The organism is Plantibacter sp. CFBP 8798, assembly GCF_014841195.1.
Taxonomy (GTDB): domain Bacteria; phylum Actinomycetota; class Actinomycetes; order Actinomycetales; family Microbacteriaceae; genus Plantibacter; species Plantibacter auratus.
Genome location: NZ_JACYTS010000002.1, coordinates 72,866 through 90,046, shown reverse-complemented (window position 1 = coordinate 90,046; position 17,181 = coordinate 72,866). Strand labels below are relative to the sequence as shown.

The window sequence follows — 17,181 nt, the reverse complement described above, 5'->3', positions numbered from 1 at the left end:
GTCCACCATGCTCGCTTACCTGCTGCGCCGATCCGCGTTCCTCGTGGTGTCGTTCCTCGTCGCCATGACGGTGCTGTTCGTGCTGCTCCGGCTGCTGCCGGGCGACCCGTCGAACGCCCTGCTCTCGGTGAACGCCACGCAGGAGCAGATCGACGCGGCGCGCGAGCAGGTGGGAGCCGACCGGCCGCTCGGCGAGCAGTTCGCCGCCTGGTTCGGCGGCGTCCTCACCCTCGACCTCGGTTCCTCGTTCGTGAGCTCGCTCCCGGTCGGACCCGAGATCGCGTCGCGCCTCCAGGTCACCGTGCCGCTGACGCTCCTCGCGTTCCTCCTCGCCGTGGTGCTCGCCCTCGTGGCCGGTGTCGTGTCCGCACTCCGGGCCGACCGCTGGTACGGCATCGCGTTGTCCGGCCTCTCGCAGCTCGGGATCGCCGTGCCGGTGTTCTGGGTCGGCATCCTGCTCGTCAGCGTGTTCGCGGTGACGCTCCGACTGTTCCCGTCCGGCGGCTTCCCTCGCGACGACTGGGCAGATCCTGCCGCGGCACTCACGAGCCTCGCCCTCCCGGTCATCACCATCGCCATCGTCATGAGTGCGTCGATCACCCGATACGTCCGCTCCGCCACGCTCGACGTGGTCGGGAGCGACTATCTGCGCTCCGCACGGGCGCAGGGAGCCGGCTTCGGTGAGGCCCTGCTCCGACACGGCGCCCGGAACGCGGCGGTGCCCGTCGTGGCGATCCTCGGCATCGAGCTCGCCACCACCTTCCTCGGCGCCGTCGTGGTCGAGAGCGTCTTCAGTCTGCCCGGCCTCGGGTCGATGCTCCTGACGGCGATCCAGCAGCACGACTACCCGAACATCCAGGGCATCCTCCTCGTCTCGACCCTCGTCGTCCTCCTGACGGGCTTCGTCGCCGACATCGCGCAGCGGCTCATCGATCCGCGTCTGCGCACCTCGATCTCGGGGAACGGGCTCCGATGAGCGCCGTCGACGCCCAGACCGCGCTCGCCGACCGACGCCCGGTGCGGCGCCGCGCCCGGTCCGCGACGCTGACCGTCGGACTCGTCCTCGTCGGCGTCATCGCCGTCCTGGCGGCCGTCTCGCTCGTGTGGTTGCCCTTCGCCCCCACGGACACCTCCGGCGGTCGTCTCGAAGGCCCGACCGGCACCCACTGGCTCGGTACGGACAAGCTCGGTCGCGACCTGATGACCCAGCTCATGATCGGCGCGCGCATCGCGCTCGCGACCGGCGCCGGGGCCGTCGCGGTCGGCGCGGTCATCGGTATCGCCGTGGGACTCGCTGCGGCCTTCGCGTCGGCCTGGCTGGACGACACGATCTCCGCCGCGCTCGACGTCGTGATCGCCTTCCCGGTGCTCCTGCTCGCCATGCTCATCGTGGCAGCCCAGGGCGCGTCACTCGGCACCGCCATCATCGCGATCGGACTCGCCATGTCGGCCATCGTGGCCCGCCTGACCCGGATCCTCACGAAGCGGGTCCTCAGCGAGCAGTACGTGGTCGCGGCCAGGACTGCCGGGACGAGCTGGGCCGGTGTCATCGGCCAGCATGTGCTCCCGAACATCTGGCCCACCCTGAGCGTCAACCTCGCGCTGCAGTTCGGCATCGCCGTCCTCGCCGAAGCGAGCCTGTCGTACCTCGGCCTCGGCGCGCCGCCGCCGAACGCCTCCTGGGGGCGACTGCTGCAGGAGGCCCAGGCCACCGTCACGACGGCACCGATCGGCGCGATCGCTCCGGGTGTCGCCGTGGTGATGCTCGTGGTGGGCGTGAACTTCATCGCGGACGGCCTGCGGGACCTCGGCGATCCGACGAGGAGGCGCGGCGCATGAACGATCTCCTCGACATCTCCGGCCTGACCATCACCCGAGGCGTCCGGCGCGGTGCTCCCGACGGCGCTGACCAGCCGCTCCTCGACGGGCTGGACCTGACCATCGCCGCCGGGGGTCGCCTCGGACTCATCGGCGGTTCCGGGTCCGGGAAGTCCTTGACCTCCCTCGCGGTGATCGGGCTGCTCGGCGAACAGCTGAGCGCGAGCGGCAGCGTCGAACTGGCCGGCACCCAGGTGATCGGTGCCCCGGACCGCGCGCTGCGGCCACTCCGCGGTCGGGTTGCCGGACTCGTCTTCCAGGAGCCGCTGACCGCACTCGACCCGCTCATGCGGGTCGGCGCCCAGCTCGCCGAGCCCCTGCGTCGCCATCTGGGACTCCGGGGCGAACGGCTCAAGGAGGCCGTCGAAGCAGCCCTCGTCGAGGTGTCCCTCACCGACACTGCGCGCATCGCCGCCTCCTACCCCCACGAGCTGTCCGGCGGGCAGCGGCAGCGCATCGCCATCGCCATCGCGCTCGCCGGTCGCCCGCAGCTCCTCATCGCGGACGAGCCGACGACGGCGCTCGACGTGACCGTCCAGGCGGAGGTGCTCGCGCTCATCGACCGGCTCGTCCGGGAACGCGGCATGGCGCTCCTGTTCATCAGTCACGACCTCGCCGTCGTGTCGACCATGGTCGACGAGGTCGTCGTGCTGAGCGAGGGTCGGGCCGTGGAACGCGGCGCGGTGGCGCAGGTGCTGAAGGCACCGCAGCACGAGGACACCCGTCGTCTGGTCACCAGCGCACGCGCGCTCGACGACGCGCTGGAGGACCCACGATGACCGATGCACCGATCACGACGACGCCGATCCTCGAGCTGGATGCGGTCGGTTTCCGGTACCGCGGCGGTCAGGAGGCCCTGGCCGACGTGTCGCTGGCCGTCGGCGCAGGAGAGGCCGTCGGGATCGTCGGTCAGTCCGGCGCCGGTAAGAGCACCCTCCTCCGGCTGCTGCTCGGCCTCGACCGGCCGACCACGGGCTCGGTCCGGTTCGACGGTGGCGCACTGGACCCCCGCGATCGGACACGGGTCCGTCGGTTCCGCGCATCGGTGCAGGCCGTCTTCCAGGATCCGTACTCCTCGCTCGATCCTCGGCAGCGCATCGGGCGCATCGTTGCCGAACCGCTGCGATCCCTCCGTCTGGCGACCACCGAGCAGGCGACCGTCCGCGCGACCGAGGTACTCGAGGCGGTGGGACTGCCCGCCGACGCGGCGTCGCGGTTCCCGCACGAGTTCTCGGGCGGCCAGCGGCAGCGGATCGCCATCGCCCGCGCGATCGTCCCGAACCCCCGGCTCCTCCTCGCCGACGAGCCCGTCAGTGCCCTCGACATGAGCACCCGGATCCAGATCATCGAGCTCCTCGCCGAGCTGCGGGCCTCGAACGGTCTGGCGCTCGTGATGGTCTCGCACGACCTCGGCACGGTGGCCGCGCTGTGTGAACGCACGATGGTCCTCCGACACGGGCAGGTCGTCGAGGCCGGCGCCACCGCGCAGGTCCTCCACGATCCCGCCGAGGCCTACACGAAGCAGCTCATCGCGGCGATCCCCCGCCTCCCGCGCTGAGTCGACGACGAGGCCGACGCCATCGGCCCGGCCGAGCCGGGAATACGGCGCCGGCGGACGGTGTTCGACTCCGAGTGGCCTCGGCCGCATCGACTCTCCACAGGAACAGGACCCGTGACGCAGGATTCAGCGCAGCCCGACGACCACGACGAGGACCAGCCTGGGGCCGAGCGCCCCTGGCTCAGCGACGAGGAGCGGGCGGCACTCCGCAAACCACTTCCGGAGCGGGCGGTCGTCACGAGCCTCGCGTTCACCGGTCTCGTCGCGGCGTTCATGATGACGCTCGTCACCCCACTCGTGCCGACGCTTCCCACGATCCTCGGCGTGCACGCCTCCGACAGCATGTGGGTCGTGACGGCCACGCTCCTGTCGGCCGCGGTCGCGACCCCGATCGCCGGTCGGCTCGGCGACCTCTACGGCAAACGACGGATGGTGCTCATCCTGCTCGGGATCATGATGGCCGGATCGGTGCTCGCCGCCTTCTCGTCCACGATCGTCCCGCTCATCGTCGCCCGTGCCCTCCAGGGGATGGCGATGGGCGTGATCCCGCTCGGCATCAGCATCCTGCGCGACGTGCTCCACGCGAAGCGGCTCGGCCCCGCGGTCGCGCTCGTGAGTGCCACCCTCGGCATCGGTGGTGCCGTCGGTCTCCCGATCTCCGCCGTGATCTCGCAGTACCTGGACTGGCATGTGCTGTTCTGGGTCGCGGGTGCACTCGGGCTCATCGGCTTCGTCCTCGTCGCGCGCTTCGTCCCGGTGAGCACCCTCCGGAGCGAAGGCGGTTTCGACTGGATCGGCGCGATCGGTCTCGCCGCCGGCCTCGTCCCGATCCTCCTCGCCGTCTCGAAAGGCAACGAGTGGGGTTGGACGAGCGTCGGGACCCTCAGCTGCTTGATCGGCGGCGTCGTCGTGCTCCTGCTCTGGGGGTGGTTCGAGGTACGGTCCTCCAGCCCGCTCGTCGACCTGCGCATCGCCGCCAGGCGGACGGTGCTCTTCACGAACCTCGCATCCATCACGGTCGGCTTCGCCTTCTTCGGCAGCACGGTCGTCCTCCCGGGCATCCTCGAGGCGCCGGTCGGCACCGGGGTCGGTCTCGGGCAGAACATGCTCATCGCGAGCCTCTGCCTCATGCCCAGCGGTCTCATCATGTGGGCGATGTCGCCGGTCGCCGCTCGACTGACCGCGGCCAAGGGCGCACGGTTGAGCCTGCTGATCGGCATCACGATCATCGCGGTCGGCTACGCGATCGCGATCGGACTCATGACCCAGGTCTGGCACACCGTGCTCACGGCCACCGCGGTCGGCTTCGGGGTGGGGTTCGCCTACGCCGCCATGCCGACGCTCATCATGGGTGCCGTCCCGCCCAGCGAGACGGCGGCGTCCAACGGACTCAACTCCGTGATGCGGACGCTCGGTTCCACGATCGCGAGTGCGGTGATCGGCGCCATCCTGGCCTCCCAGGTCGTCACCGACGGAGCTGTCACGACACCCAGTGCGGACGCCTTCCGTCTGAGCTTCGCGATCTGCGCTGCAGCAGCCGTCGTCGGACTCGTCTGCACGATCCTGCTGCCGCGGCACCTGGCCAAGGACACCCGCTCCAGCCTCCACGAGGGCTGATGGGCGATCAGCCCACGATCCCGAGCGCGAACGGGAGGACCGGGCCGGATCCGGCGCGGCGGAGCGCGCGACCGGCGACGGTGAGCGTCCACCGACTGTCGGCCCGGTCGTCGACGAGCAGGACCGGCGCGCCCTCGAGCGCTGCGAGCTGCGCCCGGAGTTCGGATCCGACGGTGAAGGCGTCCCAGACGCCCGCCAGACGGTAGGCGCTGTTGCCGCCGGGACCACCGCGCGGGCCGTCGCCGACGAGGTCGAGCTCCCCGAGGTACGGCAGTCGCCCGAGCGACGCGATGCCCCTCGCCACCGAGTCGACGAGCTGCGGACGCGACCGTGACGGCACACTGACCACGGCGGCCGGCCGTTGCGTCCACGGCCAATCCGCCAGGACGCGGACACTCGCGTCGATGACCGCGCGGGAGGCGGGAGCGTCGGGTGCACCCGCGGCGAAGAGCTCGCGCAGCACACCACCCCAGCCGAGGTCGGTGAGCCGAGCGAGCGCACGCCCGGCCTCGAGGCGGTCGTCGAGCGCGATGCGTCCCTTCACCGCTGCGCCGTCGGCGGTGACGCCGAGGCGGTCGGCTCCCGTGGGCCACTGCGCCCGCGGTTCGAGCTCCACGCCGACCCGACCGAGCGCTTCCGACGCGGAGGCGGCCGCCGCACTGTCGAGTTCGGTGGGGAACCACGGCCCGGCGCAGCGGTCGCACCGGCCACAGGGCACCGCGCTCGCGTCGTCGAGCTCACGTTGCAGCACGAGCATCCTGCACTCGTCGCCCCGCTCGTAAGCCAGCATCGCCTGTTGCTCCGCCACCCTGGCCTCGGCGATCCGCCGGTACCGCTCCCGGTCGTAGACCCACGGCTGCCCGGTCGACACCCATCCCCCGGCCACCCGCTGCACCGCGCCGTCGACGTCGAGCACCTTGAGGAGGAGTTCGAGGGGTGTGCGACGCAGGTTGACGAGCGCCTCGAGCGCGGGCGTGGACCGCGGCTGACTGTCGAGTGCCTCGAGCACCGCGGTGGCCCGCGCTTCGTCCGGCATCGACGCGGTCGCGAAGTACTGCCAGATCTCCTCGTCCTCCGCCCCGGGCAGGAGCAGGACGTCGGCATGCTCGGTGGCGCGGCCGGCGCGACCGACCTGCTGGTAGTACGCGACCGGCGAGGACGGAGCGCCGAGATGCACGACGAACCCGAGGTCCGGTTTGTCGAACCCCATGCCGAGCGCGCTCGTCGCGACCAGCGCCTTCAAGCGGTTCTCCTTGAGGAGCCGCTCCGACTCCTCGCGTTCATCGGGATCGGTCCGGCCCGTGTAGGCCCGGACCTCGTGACCGGCCTCGCGCAGCAGCCGCGCGGTGTCCTCCGCGGCGGACACCGTGAGCGTGTAGATGATGCCGGACCCGGTGAGCCCGCCGAGGTGGCTGAGCAGCCAGGTGAGGCGGTCCCGGGACTCCGGCAGCCGGAGCACGCCGAGCCGGAGGGACGCCCTCGCGAGCGAGCCGCGGATGGTGAGCACCTCGGCTCCGTGGGAGCCTGCGGCGCCGGGTGCGGCGAGCTGCTCGGCGATGTCGCGGACGACGCGTCCGTTGGCCGTCGCGGTGGTCGCCAGAACCGGGACCTCGGCCGGGAGGCGTCCGATCAGTTCGGCGAGCCGCCGGTAATCGGGTCGGAAGTCGTGTCCCCAGTCGGAGATGCAGTGCGCCTCGTCCACCACCAGCATGCCCGTGCGGGCCACGAGGGTCGGGAGCTGTTCATCGCGGAAGCGTGGATTGTTGAGCCGCTCGGGTGACACGAGCAGGACGTCGACCTCGTCGGCCTCCAGGCGCGCCCGGACGTCGTCCCATTCGTGTGCGTTCGCCGAGTTGATCGCCACAGCGCGCACGCCGGCGCGCTCGGCGGCCGCCACCTGGTCGCGCATGAGCGCGAGCAACGGCGAGACCAGCAGCGTCGGCCCGGCGCCCCGTCGGCGCAGGAGGGCGGTCGCGATGAAGTAGACGGCGGACTTGCCCCAACCGGTGCGCTGGACGACGAGCGCACGACGATGTTCGTCGACGAGCGCGAGGATCGCTTCGAGTTGACCGTCGTGGAACGTGGCCCCCGGAACGCCCGTGAGTGCGGCGAGCGCCGCCGTCGCCTCGGCGACCGATCCGGTGGGGGTCGGTTCGGGGTGGGCGGGGGTGGGCGCGCTGGGCTGGGACATGCGGCAAGTCTGTCAGGAGCTGCTGACGGTGGACTGCGTCGGCGTCTCGGAGGGGCGGTGTCCCGTCGGTTGGTCGGTTGTGGAGGAGCCGCTATCGACCGTCCGCTGCGGCGACGAGTTCGGCGATGATGAACTTGGTCTGCCCCATCATGCATTGCATGGCCCGTGCCGCGCGTTCCCGGTCGGGGTCGTTCTGCAGTTCGGCGAGGATGCCTGGCACGATCTGCCAGGACAGTCCCCAGCGGTCCTTGAGCCAGCCGCATTGGCTCGGGGCGCCGCCGTCGGCGATGAGGGCGTCCCAGAGCCGGTCGATCTCGTCCTGGGTGTCGGCTCTGACGGAGAAGGAGAACGCCTCGGTGAACGAGAAGATGGGCCCGGCGTTCATCGCGCTGACGGGGAGTCCCTCGAGCTCGAACTCGACGACCATCGCCTGGCCGGCCGGCATGGGTCCGCCCTCCGGGTAGCGGCTCACCGAGGTGATCCGGGAGTCGGGGAACAGTGACACGTAGAAGGTCGCCGCCTCCTCGGCTTGCGAGTCGTACCAGAGGAACGGGGTGACGCGGTGCTCCATCATGTCGTGCTCCCTCTCAGCCCGGGCGTCGTCGCTCAGGCGCTCTTCTTGCGTTTCGTCGCGGTCGACGGTTTCGACGCCGCGGTCTTGGCGGTAGCGGTCTTCGCGCCACTCGTCTTGGCGGTACCCGTCTTCGCGGTAGCGGTCTTCGCCGAGCTGCTCGTCGCGGCGGGCTTGGCGGCGCCGGATCGCTTCGCTGTACTCGCCGTCTTCGCGCCGGTCGTGCCACGTTGCCGTTCGATGCTGCGTTGCAGCACCTCCATGAGGTCGATCGGCTCGGCGCCCGTGTCGTCGTCGGGTTCGGGCTGCTCGCCGAAGGTGGCGGCGGTGTCGAGTGCGTCGCCCTGCTCGAGTTTCGCGTCGATGAGCTTCCGGAGCTGTGCCTGGTATTCGTCGACGAACGCGTCCGGGCGGAAGCGGGACGAGAAGGACTCGACGAGCGCCTCCGACATCTCGAGTTCCTTGGCGGAGATGCGGACGCGTTCCTCGAGGGCCGGGAACCGCACCTCCCGGACCTCGTCCTCCCAGAGCAGTGTCTGCAGGAGGATGACGTCCTCGCGCACCCGGAGGGCACCGAGACGCGTCTTCTGGCGGAGGGCGAACCGCACGATGGCCGTGCGGTCGGTCTCCTCGAGCGTCCGCCGGAGGAGGACGTAGGCCTTCGACGAGGAGGAGTCCGGTTCGAGGAAGTAGCTGCGGTCGAACATGATCGGGTCGAGGTCGTCGCTCGGCACGAACTCGACGACCTCGATCTCGCGGCTGCGTTCCTCGGGGAGTGATGCCAGGTCGTCGGCGGTGAGGACCACCGTCTGCTCGCCGTCCTGGTAGGCCTTGTCGATGTGGTCGTAGCTGACGACCTTCCCGCAGACCTCGCACTTGCGCTGGTACCGGATGCGTCCGCCGTCGGCGTCGTGGACCTGGTGCAACGAGAGGTCGTGGTCCTCCGTGGCGCTGTACACCTTCACCGGGACGTTCACCAGGCCGAAGGTGACCGCACCCTTCCAGATCGCGCGCATGACCGCTCCCGTCCGCGGGCGGATCCGCCCGCGCTGTCGTGGTGACCAGTAGACACCCGGAACATCGTCAAGGGCTAGCCCTTGACGCCCGTGGGCGGCAGGCTGATCGCCATGGCGAGGACGAGCGGTGGCGGCGGGCAGACGCAGTGGGTCGACGTCGACGGACGCCGGATCCAGCTCACCCATCTCGACAAGGTGCTGTACCCCGAGACCGGCACGACGAAGGCCGAGGTCCTCGCCTACTACGCCGCGGTCGCCGAACACCTCCTCCCGCACCTCGCCGATCGGCCGGTGACCAGGAAGCGCTGGGTGCACGGCGTCGGGACGGCTGCGTCGCCGGAGTCGGGGTTCTTCCAGAAGGACCTGGGTGCCTCGGCTCCTGACTGGGTCCGACGGCTCCCCATCGAGCACAGCGATCACACGAACGAGTACCCGATCGTCGACGATCTCGCGACACTCACGTGGCTGGCGCAGCTGGGTGCGCTCGAGCTGCACGTGCCGCAGTGGCGGTTCGACCGGTCCGGCGAGCGCCGTCCGCCCGACCGTCTCGTCCTCGACCTCGATCCGGGTGAGGGGGTGTCCCTCGCCGAGTGCGCGGGGGTCGCGGGCCTGGCGCGGGCGGTGTTGGTGGACATGGGGTTGGATCCGGTTCCGCTCACGAGTGGGAGCAAGGGGATCCACCTGTACGCGGCGTTGGACGGTCGGCAGAGTTCCGCGGAGGTGTCGCTCGTGGCGCATGAGCTCGCGCGGGCGCTGGCTGCAGACGAGCCGGGCCTCGTGGTGAGCGAGATGTCGAAGCAGCGACGCACGGGGAGGGTCTTCGTCGACTGGAGTCAGAACAACGGGTCGAAGACGACGATCGCGCCGTTCTCGCTGCGGGGTCGGTCGCGGCCGACGGTGGCGGCTCCCCGCCGGTGGGAGGAGCTCGACGATCCGGGGCTGGCGCAGCTGGAGTTCCCTGCGGTGCTCGAGCGTCTGGTGGACGGTGAGGACCCGTTGCGGGTGCTCGGCGACCCGCGTCCGTCGATCACGATCCGCCCGTCGGAACACGAGGACCGGCTCGTGGAGTATCGGCGAAAGCGGGACGCGGAGCGGACGCCCGAGCCCGTCCCGGACGGACCGCCGTCGCCTCCCGCTGCCGGGACGCCGCCCTCGTTCGTGATCCAGCGGCACGAGGCCAGGAAACTCCACCACGACTTCCGACTCGAGCACGACGGCGTGCTGGTGTCCTGGGCCCTGCCGAAGGGGGTGCCGACGGATCCGAGCAGCAACCATCTGGCGGTGCGCACGGAGGACCACCCCATCGAGTACGGCAGTTTCGAGGGGACGATCCCCGCTGGCGAGTACGGGGCCGGTGAGGTGACCATCTGGGACGCGGGCACCTACGAGCTGGAGAAGTGGCGCGACGACGAGGTCATCGGGACCCTGCACGGCCGGGCGGGAGGTGCGCTCGGCGGGCCGATGCGGTTCGCGCTCATCCGGACCGCGGGCGGGACGGGACGGGAGGCGCCGTCGTGGCTCATCCACCGGATGCGCGCCCCGGGTGACCCGCCGGCTCCGCCGGTCGCACGGTCTCGTGGGATCCCCACCCCCATGCTCGCGAGTGTCGCGGCACCCGGCGAGCTGGTCGACGACGGATCCTGGGCGTTCGAGATGAAGTGGGACGGCATCCGTGCGATCGCCAGCGTCGACGGCTCGACGGGGCGGGTGCGGTTGTCGAGCAGGAACGGCAAGGACCTCACGGCGGCGTACCCGGAGGTGGTCGAGGAACTCGCGGCGTCGCTCGCCGGCCGTGCGGTCGTCCTCGACGGCGAGATCGTGGCGTCGGGGCCTGACGGCCGTCCCGACTTCTCGCTGCTGCAGCGTCGGATGCAGCTCACCGCGGAGCGGGACGTCGAACGGGAGCGCCGTCGGACGCCGGTCCGGCTGCTGCTGTTCGACCTGCTCGCGCTGGACGACACGGATCGGACGGAGCTGCCCTACCGGGAGCGTCGCGAGCTGCTCGAGCGGACGATCCGATCCGGGACCGTCGTCCAGGTGCCACCGACGATCGACGGCTCGCTCGACGATGCGCTCGAGGTGAGTCGCGGGTTGCGGTTGGAGGGGGTGATGGCGAAGGAGCTCGACGGACGCTACCGGCCGGGTCGGCGCAGCAGCACCTGGGTCAAGTTCAAGCACGAACGCATGGAGGAGGTCGTCGTGGCCGGCTGGCGTCCCGGTCGGGGCGGGCGCTCGGGTGGGATCGGGTCGCTCCTGCTCGGGGTGCCGGGCTCGGACGGGCTGCTGCACTACGCGGGTCGGGTCGGAAGCGGTTTCAGCGACCGGGAGTTGGCGGCGACCGCGCTCCGCTTCGAACGGCTGGGTCGGGTGTCGACGACACTCGTGGGTGTCCCGCCGGCCGACGCGGCCGACGCCAACTGGGTGGAACCGGTCCTCATCGGGGAGGTCCGCTTCAGCGAGTGGACACCGGACGGACGGTTCAGGCACCCGGTCTGGCGTGGGTGGCGCCCCGATCGGACGGTGGACGACCTCGAAGCACCGGACCGCGGACGCTGAGCCCGCGCATCGACCGCGGACGTCCCGTCAGGACAAGCGGCCGGATTCGGCGAGGAGGGCGAGGACGGCCGAGACCCGAGGGTTGCTCGAGGTGTCGTGCTCGATCCCGAGTGCGGCGTAGATCGCCGTGAGGTGGTTCTGGACGGACTTCTCCGCGATCCCGAGCCTGGTCGCGATCCCCGTGTTCGAGCGACCGGTCGCGAGCAGCTGCAGCACGGCGTACTGCCGATCGGTGAGCGACTCGAGACTCGACCCCGCTCTGGGCCGGGTCCGGTCGATGAGTTCGGGATCGAGCATCGTCTCGCCACGAGCGGAGACCCGGATGGCCTCGAGCAGGATCTCGCGCGTGAGTGACGAGGTCTTCGACAGGTAGCTCCAGCCGTCGCGGACGTCCGCCGGCATCTCGAGCAGCATGTCCATGAGGTCGTAGGCGGAGAGCAGGACGACACCGAGGCCGGGTTGCGCCCGGCGGAGGGAGACGCCGAGGCTCACCCCGTTGCCGTCGGGCAGCTCGATGTCCATGGTCAGCACGTCCACCGTTCCCGGGAGGAACAGCCTGCGGGCATCAGCGACCGTACCGGCACGCCCGACGAACTCCACGCCTGGCGCCCCGTCGAGCAGCTCGGCGAGCATGCCGCCGAGCAGCGGCTGATCCTCGATCACGCCGACACGCAGCGGCCCGATGGTAGCGGCGTCCGTCGTCGCGTCACCGACCGTGGACAGCGCGACGGGCGAGGGGTCGGAGTGCGACTGGTGGTGCATGTTCCGAGTATCCCGGATCGACCGGGGAACGACCGAGGGGGAAGCTCCCGACCGGCCGCACGTCGATGTCGGCGGTGGCGCGCACGGCAGGTCAGAATGGAGCCATGACCCAGGAGGCCCGGACCGCTCGCGCTGAGCGCTGGAGCGACAGCCGGGCGTTCATCACGGCCAGTGGCGCCATGGCCGCGGTCTTCGGACTCGCGGTGTCCTTCCAGAGCGTCTACATCTACACCTGGGTCGCCCCGGGCGGGACACGTGGCATGCTCGCCGAACGGGTCACCGCCAACCTCGTCTCGTTGAGCGCGGCGATCCTCGTGCTCGCACTCCTGCTGTGGTCGAGGTGGGGGCCGTCGCTCCACGAGTGGTGGCGCCCGAAGGTGCTCGCGGGTGTCCTCCTCGTGGCGATGCTGACGGGGCTGCTGCGAAGCGGACTCCAGCTCCTGCTGGGCGTGTACCGCGATCCGAGCCTGCAGACGGTCCTCGTCGAAGCCGGGACGACGACGCTCGCCCTGGCGGTCTGCGCGACGTTCGGGTTCAGCCTCAGTGCGGCCCGGCGTCGCGCCCGCGAGGAGGAGCGAGCGCACGCCGATCAGCGACACCGGGCCGACCTCGCCCTCCAGTCCCTGCAGGGTGAGGAGCTGCGGGTGAAGCGGGAGGTCGCGGAAGGCCTGCACGGCACCCTGCAGCAGCACCTCGTCCTCATCAGCGCCCAGCTCGCATCCGTCACCACGGCACTCGAGCAGGGCGGCCCGGACGTCGCGTCGGAGGCGGCCAGGACTCTGCGGTCGCTCGGCGAGGAACTCCGCACCGTGCGCGAGCGCGACGTGCGGGAACTCAGCCGGCTCCTGTCGCCGCCGCTGCTCGAGGTCGGGATCGCCCCGAGCATCCGGGCGATCCTGCAACGGCTCCCCCCGTCGATCACCACCAGTCTCGACGTCTCGCCGGGCTTCCGGCTCCTCGACGACCCGATCGACAACGTCTTCACGACCGCGGAGCGCGCGGTCGTCGTCCGCACGCTCGAGGAAGGCGTGACGAACGCGCTGACCCACGGGGCAGCCGACCGACTCGTCGTGGACCTCCGGGTCTCGTCACCCGCCACCGAGCGGCGAGGGACGATGGCGGGCGCCGTCGAGCTGCGCGTCGTCGACAACGGCTCCGGTCTCCGCGACGACGCCGAACCGTCCGGCGGCCTGCTGCAGCTGGATCGACGGGCCGGCGCGTTCGGCGGGTCCCTCAGGGTCGGCCCGGCACCCGACGACGAGACCGGCGGCACCGTCCTGACGCTGACGATGCCCTACCGCTCGCCGGTGATCCGCTGAACCGGATCAGGCGGTCGAGGTCTCGGTCAGCAGTTCGCGGACGCGCGGGACGACCGTGGAGCCGTACAGACCGATGCTGTCCATGAGGTGCTCGTGCGACAGCGAACCGTTGCTGATCTTCAGATCCACGCGGGACAGCCCCAAGCCGTCGACCGCGGTCGCGACCTTCCGTGCGACCGTCTCGGGCGAACCGACGAACAGCGCACCCTCCGGGCCGGCCTCCTGCTCGAAGTGCCCGCGCGTCATCGGGCTCCAGCCCCGCTCGCGGCCGATCCGGTCCATCATCGCCCGGTAGTGCGGCCAGAGCTGCTCCTGCGCGAGCTCATCGGTCTCGGCGATGTGGGCAGGCGAGTGCATGCCGACGGGCTGGGTCGGCAGCTGGAACTGCGCGAGTGCGCGGTGGTAGAGGTCGACGAAGGGGGCGAACCGCAGCGGCCCACCGCCGATCACGGCCAGCATCATCGGCAGGCCGTATCGAGCGGTCCGCACGACCGACTCGGGGCTTCCGCCGACACCGACCCACGTCTTCAGCTTCCCGTGCTCCACCCGGGGGTAGACCGACTGCTCCCGGAGCGGCGCGCGCGTCTTGCCCGACCAGGTGACCGGTTCCTGCTCGAGGAGGGCGACGAACAGCTCGAGCTTCTCCTCGAAGAGCTCCTCGTACTGTGACAGCTCGTACCCGAAGAGCGGGAACGACTCGGTGAAGGATCCGCGGCCCAGGATGGCCTCGGCCCGCCCTCCGGAGATGCCGTCGAGCGTCGCGAACCGCTGGTAGACCCGAACCGGGTCGTCGGAGCTCAGCACCGTGACAGCGGATCCGAGATGGATGCGCTCGGTGCGGGCCGCGATCGCCGCCAGCACGACCTCGGGTGACGAGACCGCGAAGTCCTCACGGTGGTGCTCCCCCACGCCGATGAAGTCGAGGCCGACCGCCTCGGCGTAGACGCCCTGCTCCACGACGTTGCGCAGGACCTGCGCCTGGGACAGTGGCGCGCCGTCGGCGTCGACCGTGACGTCACCGAAGGTGTCGATGCCGAACTCGAGGGGTGTGGTCATGAGGTTCTCCAACGTCGTGTGGCTCGCCGCGAGCTGTCACGGCGATTGTATGTGTTTGCATACATATCGGTGAACCCCGTCACTGCGACGGGTATTCCCGATCCACCCAGGGTGGCAGAACCGGACGCCGGCTGGGAGCGCCTTCTCAGCCGTCCCTGGCAAGCTGGAAGACCTGCACCCCGAGCCTTGGAGCCCCTGTGTCGCCGCGCCGCCTCTTCCGCCTGATCGCGATCGCCGAGGCGATCACCTGGACCCTGCTCATCATCGGGATGATCCTCAAGTACGTCACGAAGACGACCGACCTCGGCGTGAGCATCGGTGGCGCGCTGCACGGCTTCGTGTTCCTCGTGTACGGCGCGACGGTCCTGCTCATCGGGATCAACCAGCGCTGGCCCATCGGCACGATCCTCGTGGGCCTCGTGAGCGCCGTCGTCCCGTACGCGACCATCCCCTTCGACCTCTGGGCGGACCGCACCGGCCGACTCGACGGGGCGTGGCGCCGCGAGGCGGGCGCCGACCCGCGCGACCAACGCGTGCTCGACCGCCTGACGCGCTGGCTCGTCCGACACCCGATCCTGCTCGTGGTCGTCGGCGGCCTCGTGGTCGTCGCCGTCTTCACGGCCCTGCTCGTCGTCGGGCCGCCGGTCCCGAAGGGCTGATCGTCAGGGTCCCTGCGGACCGCCGGGGCCAACCCCTACGCTCAGCCGAGCAGCTCGACCAGATCCCGCGTGATCTCGGAGCGGGCCTCATCGGTGGAGATCGTCGCCGTACCGTCGCCGGGCTGCACCCCGTAGTCACCGAAGCTCGCGTGGTTCGCCCCCTCGATCTCGATCATCGTCGCGTCAGCGGGCAACCGGACGCGCGCGTCGGCGACCTTCTCCGGGGTACTCAGTCCGTCGTCGCTCCCCGCGAGGCTCAGCACCTCGAGGGAGGAGCCGGAGAGGTCGTTCGCGCAGTAACTCCCGAACAGGACGAGACCCGTCACCGCGGGATCCTCCGCGAGCTGGCAGGCTCGCACCCCACCGAGTGAGTGGCCACCGACGAACCAGGTGTCGACGTCCGGGGCGGCGGCGGTGAACGTCTCCAGCGGCCGTTGGTCGAAGAACGCCAGGTTGAGCGTCGGCTTCGTGATGACCACGGTCACGCCGGCCTCCTCCACGACGCCGGACAGCTTGTACAGGTAGGCGTAGGGGTCGACCTTCGCCCCGGGGATGAAGACGAGACCGGTACCGGAGGCAGGACGCTCGGCGTCCGCGGTCGGGGTGAGGACCACCGCATCGCCGACGTCGGTGACGGAGACCGCGGGGTCCTCCCACACCGCGAGTGCGGCGGGACGAGTGCCCTGCATGACGATCTGGGTCCAGACGACGAACCCGAGGACGACGACGAGCACCGCAGAGAGGATTCCGATGAGGATCGGCTTCAGCCGCCCCGCCCGCCGTAGTCGGCCAGGGTGCTCGGTCACATCGCTCATGTCGTTCCTCCACGCTCGGCGCCCCGCGAGGATCACGGCGGACCGGCTCCCTCCAGTATCCCAAACCCGGCCCGGCGCGCGTCGGTCGCAAGGCACGCTGCTGTCCGCTGGGCGCTCGGGTCCCGGTCGCGCTGTCAGGCGATCGGCCTATGCTCGACGGGTGACCACCACTCGCACGAAGCACCCCACCGGGCCGTCGATGACGATCGGCCTCATCACGCACCCGACGAAGAACATCGACGACTCCGTCCGCATCCTCCGCTCATGGCAGCTCGAACACGGCGCGCGCCTCGTCGGACTCCGCGCCGAGGCCAACCGGCTCGGCGACGACGTCGAACTGCTCGACGAGGACGCCTTCGCGTCGTCGGTCGACGTCGCCGTGGCGATGGGCGGCGACGGCACGATGCTCGGGGCGATGCGGCTGCTCGCCGGCCGATCCGCACCGGTGCTCGGCGTCAACTACGGCAACGTCGGCTTCCTCGTGGAGGTCGAACCGGCCGCACTCGCGGAGGCGCTCCAACGGGTCAGCGACAACGAGTTCTCCCTCGAACCGCACCACGGCCTCGAGGTGACGATCACCACCGGCGAGCAGGTCGCCCATCTCCTCGCCTTCAACGACGTCTCCATCGCCCGGCGCCCGGGAACCGGCGTGGTCATGGCCGACCTCGCCGTGGACGGCACCGCCTACGGGTACTTCAAAGCCGATGCGATCGTGATCGCCACCCCGACCGGATCGACCGCCTACAACTACGCGGCCGGCGGACCGGTGCTGTCCCCCGCCGTCGCCGCCACTGTCGTGACGCCGGTCGCCCCGATGTCGGGCATCGACCGCTCCTTCATCCTCGGGCCGGCGGAGCGCCTGCAGTTCTCGATCGGGACGGCGACCAAGCAGGCCGCCGTCGAGATCGACGGCCAGGTCCTCGCCGATGTTGCAAGTGGCGCGGTCGTGACCGTCCGGCTCGTGCGCGACGCAGCCAACGTCGTCCGTCTCGACCCGAGCCGGCACTCGCGCAAGGGCCGGATGAAACTCAGCCTGCTCGACCTCCCGTTGCGGCGCGATCAGCTGCTCGACCTCGTTCCACCGGACATCCGCGCGCGCGTCGAGCGTCCGTCGCGGGTCCGCCGGACGCGGAGCAAGCCGGCCGACCCCTCGCACTGAGTCCCGCGCCCGCCGGCAGCGCGG

The 17,181-nt window shown here is 70.8% G+C and carries 15 protein-coding genes; 9 read left to right on the top strand and 6 right to left on the bottom strand.

Features of this window, described 5'->3' with window-relative positions:
- Positions 1 to 7: 7 nt before the first annotated feature.
- From IFU30_RS07520 to IFU30_RS07500, 5 genes are all read left to right on the top strand, one after another.
- Positions 8 to 976 (top strand): ABC transporter permease, encoded by a 969-nt coding sequence (locus IFU30_RS07520; protein ID WP_079706032.1) that lies wholly within the window; start codon positions 8 to 10, stop codon positions 974 to 976.
- Entirely contained in the window at positions 973 to 1,839 is an 867-nt protein-coding gene (locus IFU30_RS07515; RefSeq protein ID WP_192004849.1) for an ABC transporter permease, read from the top strand. Before IFU30_RS07520 ends, IFU30_RS07515 begins: the two co-directional genes overlap by 4 nt.
- Complete coding sequence (locus IFU30_RS07510) at positions 1,836 to 2,657, top strand: ATP-binding cassette domain-containing protein (RefSeq protein WP_192004848.1); 822 nt, start codon at positions 1,836 to 1,838, stop codon at positions 2,655 to 2,657. The genes IFU30_RS07515 and IFU30_RS07510 overlap by 4 nt, the downstream gene beginning before the upstream one ends.
- Positions 2,654 to 3,436, top strand: coding sequence for an ABC transporter ATP-binding protein (locus tag IFU30_RS07505; RefSeq protein WP_192004847.1), 783 nt, complete (start codon positions 2,654 to 2,656; stop codon positions 3,434 to 3,436). Before IFU30_RS07510 ends, IFU30_RS07505 begins: the two co-directional genes overlap by 4 nt.
- Before the next feature lie 114 nt (positions 3,437 to 3,550).
- Positions 3,551 to 5,053, top strand: a complete 1,503-nt coding sequence (locus tag IFU30_RS07500) for an MFS transporter (protein ID WP_342450822.1) — start codon at positions 3,551 to 3,553, stop codon at positions 5,051 to 5,053.
- A gap of 7 nt (positions 5,054 to 5,060) precedes the next feature.
- Here the strand turns inward: IFU30_RS07500 and IFU30_RS07495 are convergent, their stop codons facing one another.
- The 3 genes from IFU30_RS07495 to ku form a co-directional block, all read right to left on the bottom strand.
- Entirely contained in the window at positions 5,061 to 7,244 is a 2,184-nt protein-coding gene (locus IFU30_RS07495; RefSeq protein ID WP_192004846.1) for a RecQ family ATP-dependent DNA helicase, read from the bottom strand.
- 91 nt (positions 7,245 to 7,335) lie between these two features.
- Positions 7,336 to 7,818 (bottom strand): VOC family protein, encoded by a 483-nt coding sequence (locus tag IFU30_RS07490; protein ID WP_441005545.1) that lies wholly within the window; start codon positions 7,816 to 7,818, stop codon positions 7,336 to 7,338.
- A gap of 32 nt (positions 7,819 to 7,850) precedes the next feature.
- Positions 7,851 to 8,831, bottom strand: a complete 981-nt coding sequence (ku, locus tag IFU30_RS07485; RefSeq protein ID WP_192004845.1) for a non-homologous end joining protein Ku — start codon at positions 8,829 to 8,831, stop codon at positions 7,851 to 7,853.
- Positions 8,832 to 8,942: 111 nt separating this feature from the next.
- Here ku and IFU30_RS07480 point away from each other — a divergent pair, with 111 nt between their 5' ends.
- On the top strand, positions 8,943 to 11,387 hold the full coding sequence (locus IFU30_RS07480; protein WP_192004844.1) for an ATP-dependent DNA ligase: 2,445 nt from the start codon (positions 8,943 to 8,945) through the stop codon (positions 11,385 to 11,387).
- A gap of 27 nt (positions 11,388 to 11,414) precedes the next feature.
- On the opposite strand, the gene IFU30_RS07475 is transcribed toward IFU30_RS07480, so the two are convergent.
- The gene (locus IFU30_RS07475) at positions 11,415 to 12,149 is read right to left on the bottom strand and encodes a response regulator transcription factor (protein WP_192004843.1); all 735 of its coding nucleotides are present in this window, start codon (positions 12,147 to 12,149) and stop codon (positions 11,415 to 11,417) included.
- Positions 12,150 to 12,253: 104 nt separating this feature from the next.
- Between IFU30_RS07475 and IFU30_RS07470 the strand changes: the two genes are divergently transcribed.
- Positions 12,254 to 13,468: a sensor histidine kinase gene (locus IFU30_RS07470; protein WP_192004842.1), complete on the top strand. Its 1,215-nt coding sequence runs from the start codon at positions 12,254 to 12,256 to the stop codon at positions 13,466 to 13,468.
- 6 nt (positions 13,469 to 13,474) lie between these two features.
- On the opposite strand, the gene IFU30_RS07465 is transcribed toward IFU30_RS07470, so the two are convergent.
- A complete protein-coding gene (locus tag IFU30_RS07465; RefSeq protein ID WP_192004841.1) occupies positions 13,475 to 14,524 on the bottom strand; it encodes an LLM class flavin-dependent oxidoreductase in 1,050 nt (349 codons plus the stop codon).
- 197 nt (positions 14,525 to 14,721) lie between these two features.
- Here IFU30_RS07465 and IFU30_RS07460 point away from each other — a divergent pair, with 197 nt between their 5' ends.
- Positions 14,722 to 15,183: a DUF3817 domain-containing protein gene (locus tag IFU30_RS07460; protein WP_079706044.1), complete on the top strand. Its 462-nt coding sequence runs from the start codon at positions 14,722 to 14,724 to the stop codon at positions 15,181 to 15,183.
- A 41-nt stretch (positions 15,184 to 15,224) separates the two neighbouring features.
- Here the strand turns inward: IFU30_RS07460 and IFU30_RS07455 are convergent, their stop codons facing one another.
- Positions 15,225 to 15,998, bottom strand: coding sequence for an alpha/beta hydrolase (locus tag IFU30_RS07455; RefSeq protein WP_192004840.1), 774 nt, complete (start codon positions 15,996 to 15,998; stop codon positions 15,225 to 15,227).
- Positions 15,999 to 16,158: 160 nt separating this feature from the next.
- On the opposite strand from IFU30_RS07455, the gene IFU30_RS07450 reads away from it, so the two are divergent.
- Complete coding sequence (locus IFU30_RS07450; RefSeq protein WP_236555474.1) at positions 16,159 to 17,157, top strand: NAD(+)/NADH kinase; 999 nt, start codon at positions 16,159 to 16,161, stop codon at positions 17,155 to 17,157.
- Positions 17,158 to 17,181: the final 24 nt, after the last annotated feature.

Excerpts from the sequence above, each read along its gene's own strand:
- IFU30_RS07520 (WP_079706032.1), top strand. The coding sequence starts at position 8 with ATGCTCGCTTACCTGCTGCGCCGATCCGCGTTCCTCGTGGTGTCGTTC.
- IFU30_RS07515 (WP_192004849.1), top strand. The coding sequence starts at position 973 with ATGAGCGCCGTCGACGCCCAGACCGCGCTCGCCGACCGACGCCCGGTG.
- IFU30_RS07510 (WP_192004848.1), top strand. The coding sequence starts at position 1,836 with ATGAACGATCTCCTCGACATCTCCGGCCTGACCATCACCCGAGGCGTC.
- IFU30_RS07505 (WP_192004847.1), top strand. The coding sequence starts at position 2,654 with ATGACCGATGCACCGATCACGACGACGCCGATCCTCGAGCTGGATGCG.
- IFU30_RS07495 (WP_192004846.1), bottom strand. The coding sequence starts at position 7,244 with ATGTCCCAGCCCAGCGCGCCCACCCCCGCCCACCCCGAACCGACCCCC.
- IFU30_RS07490 (WP_441005545.1), bottom strand. The coding sequence starts at position 7,818 with ATGATGGAGCACCGCGTCACCCCGTTCCTCTGGTACGACTCGCAAGCC.
- ku (WP_192004845.1), bottom strand. The coding sequence starts at position 8,831 with ATGCGCGCGATCTGGAAGGGTGCGGTCACCTTCGGCCTGGTGAACGTC.
- IFU30_RS07480 (WP_192004844.1), top strand. The coding sequence starts at position 8,943 with ATGGCGAGGACGAGCGGTGGCGGCGGGCAGACGCAGTGGGTCGACGTC.
- IFU30_RS07475 (WP_192004843.1), bottom strand. The coding sequence starts at position 12,149 with ATGCACCACCAGTCGCACTCCGACCCCTCGCCCGTCGCGCTGTCCACG.
- IFU30_RS07470 (WP_192004842.1), top strand. The coding sequence starts at position 12,254 with ATGACCCAGGAGGCCCGGACCGCTCGCGCTGAGCGCTGGAGCGACAGC.
- IFU30_RS07465 (WP_192004841.1), bottom strand. The coding sequence starts at position 14,524 with ATGACCACACCCCTCGAGTTCGGCATCGACACCTTCGGTGACGTCACG.
- IFU30_RS07455 (WP_192004840.1), bottom strand. The coding sequence starts at position 15,998 with ATGAGCGATGTGACCGAGCACCCTGGCCGACTACGGCGGGCGGGGCGG.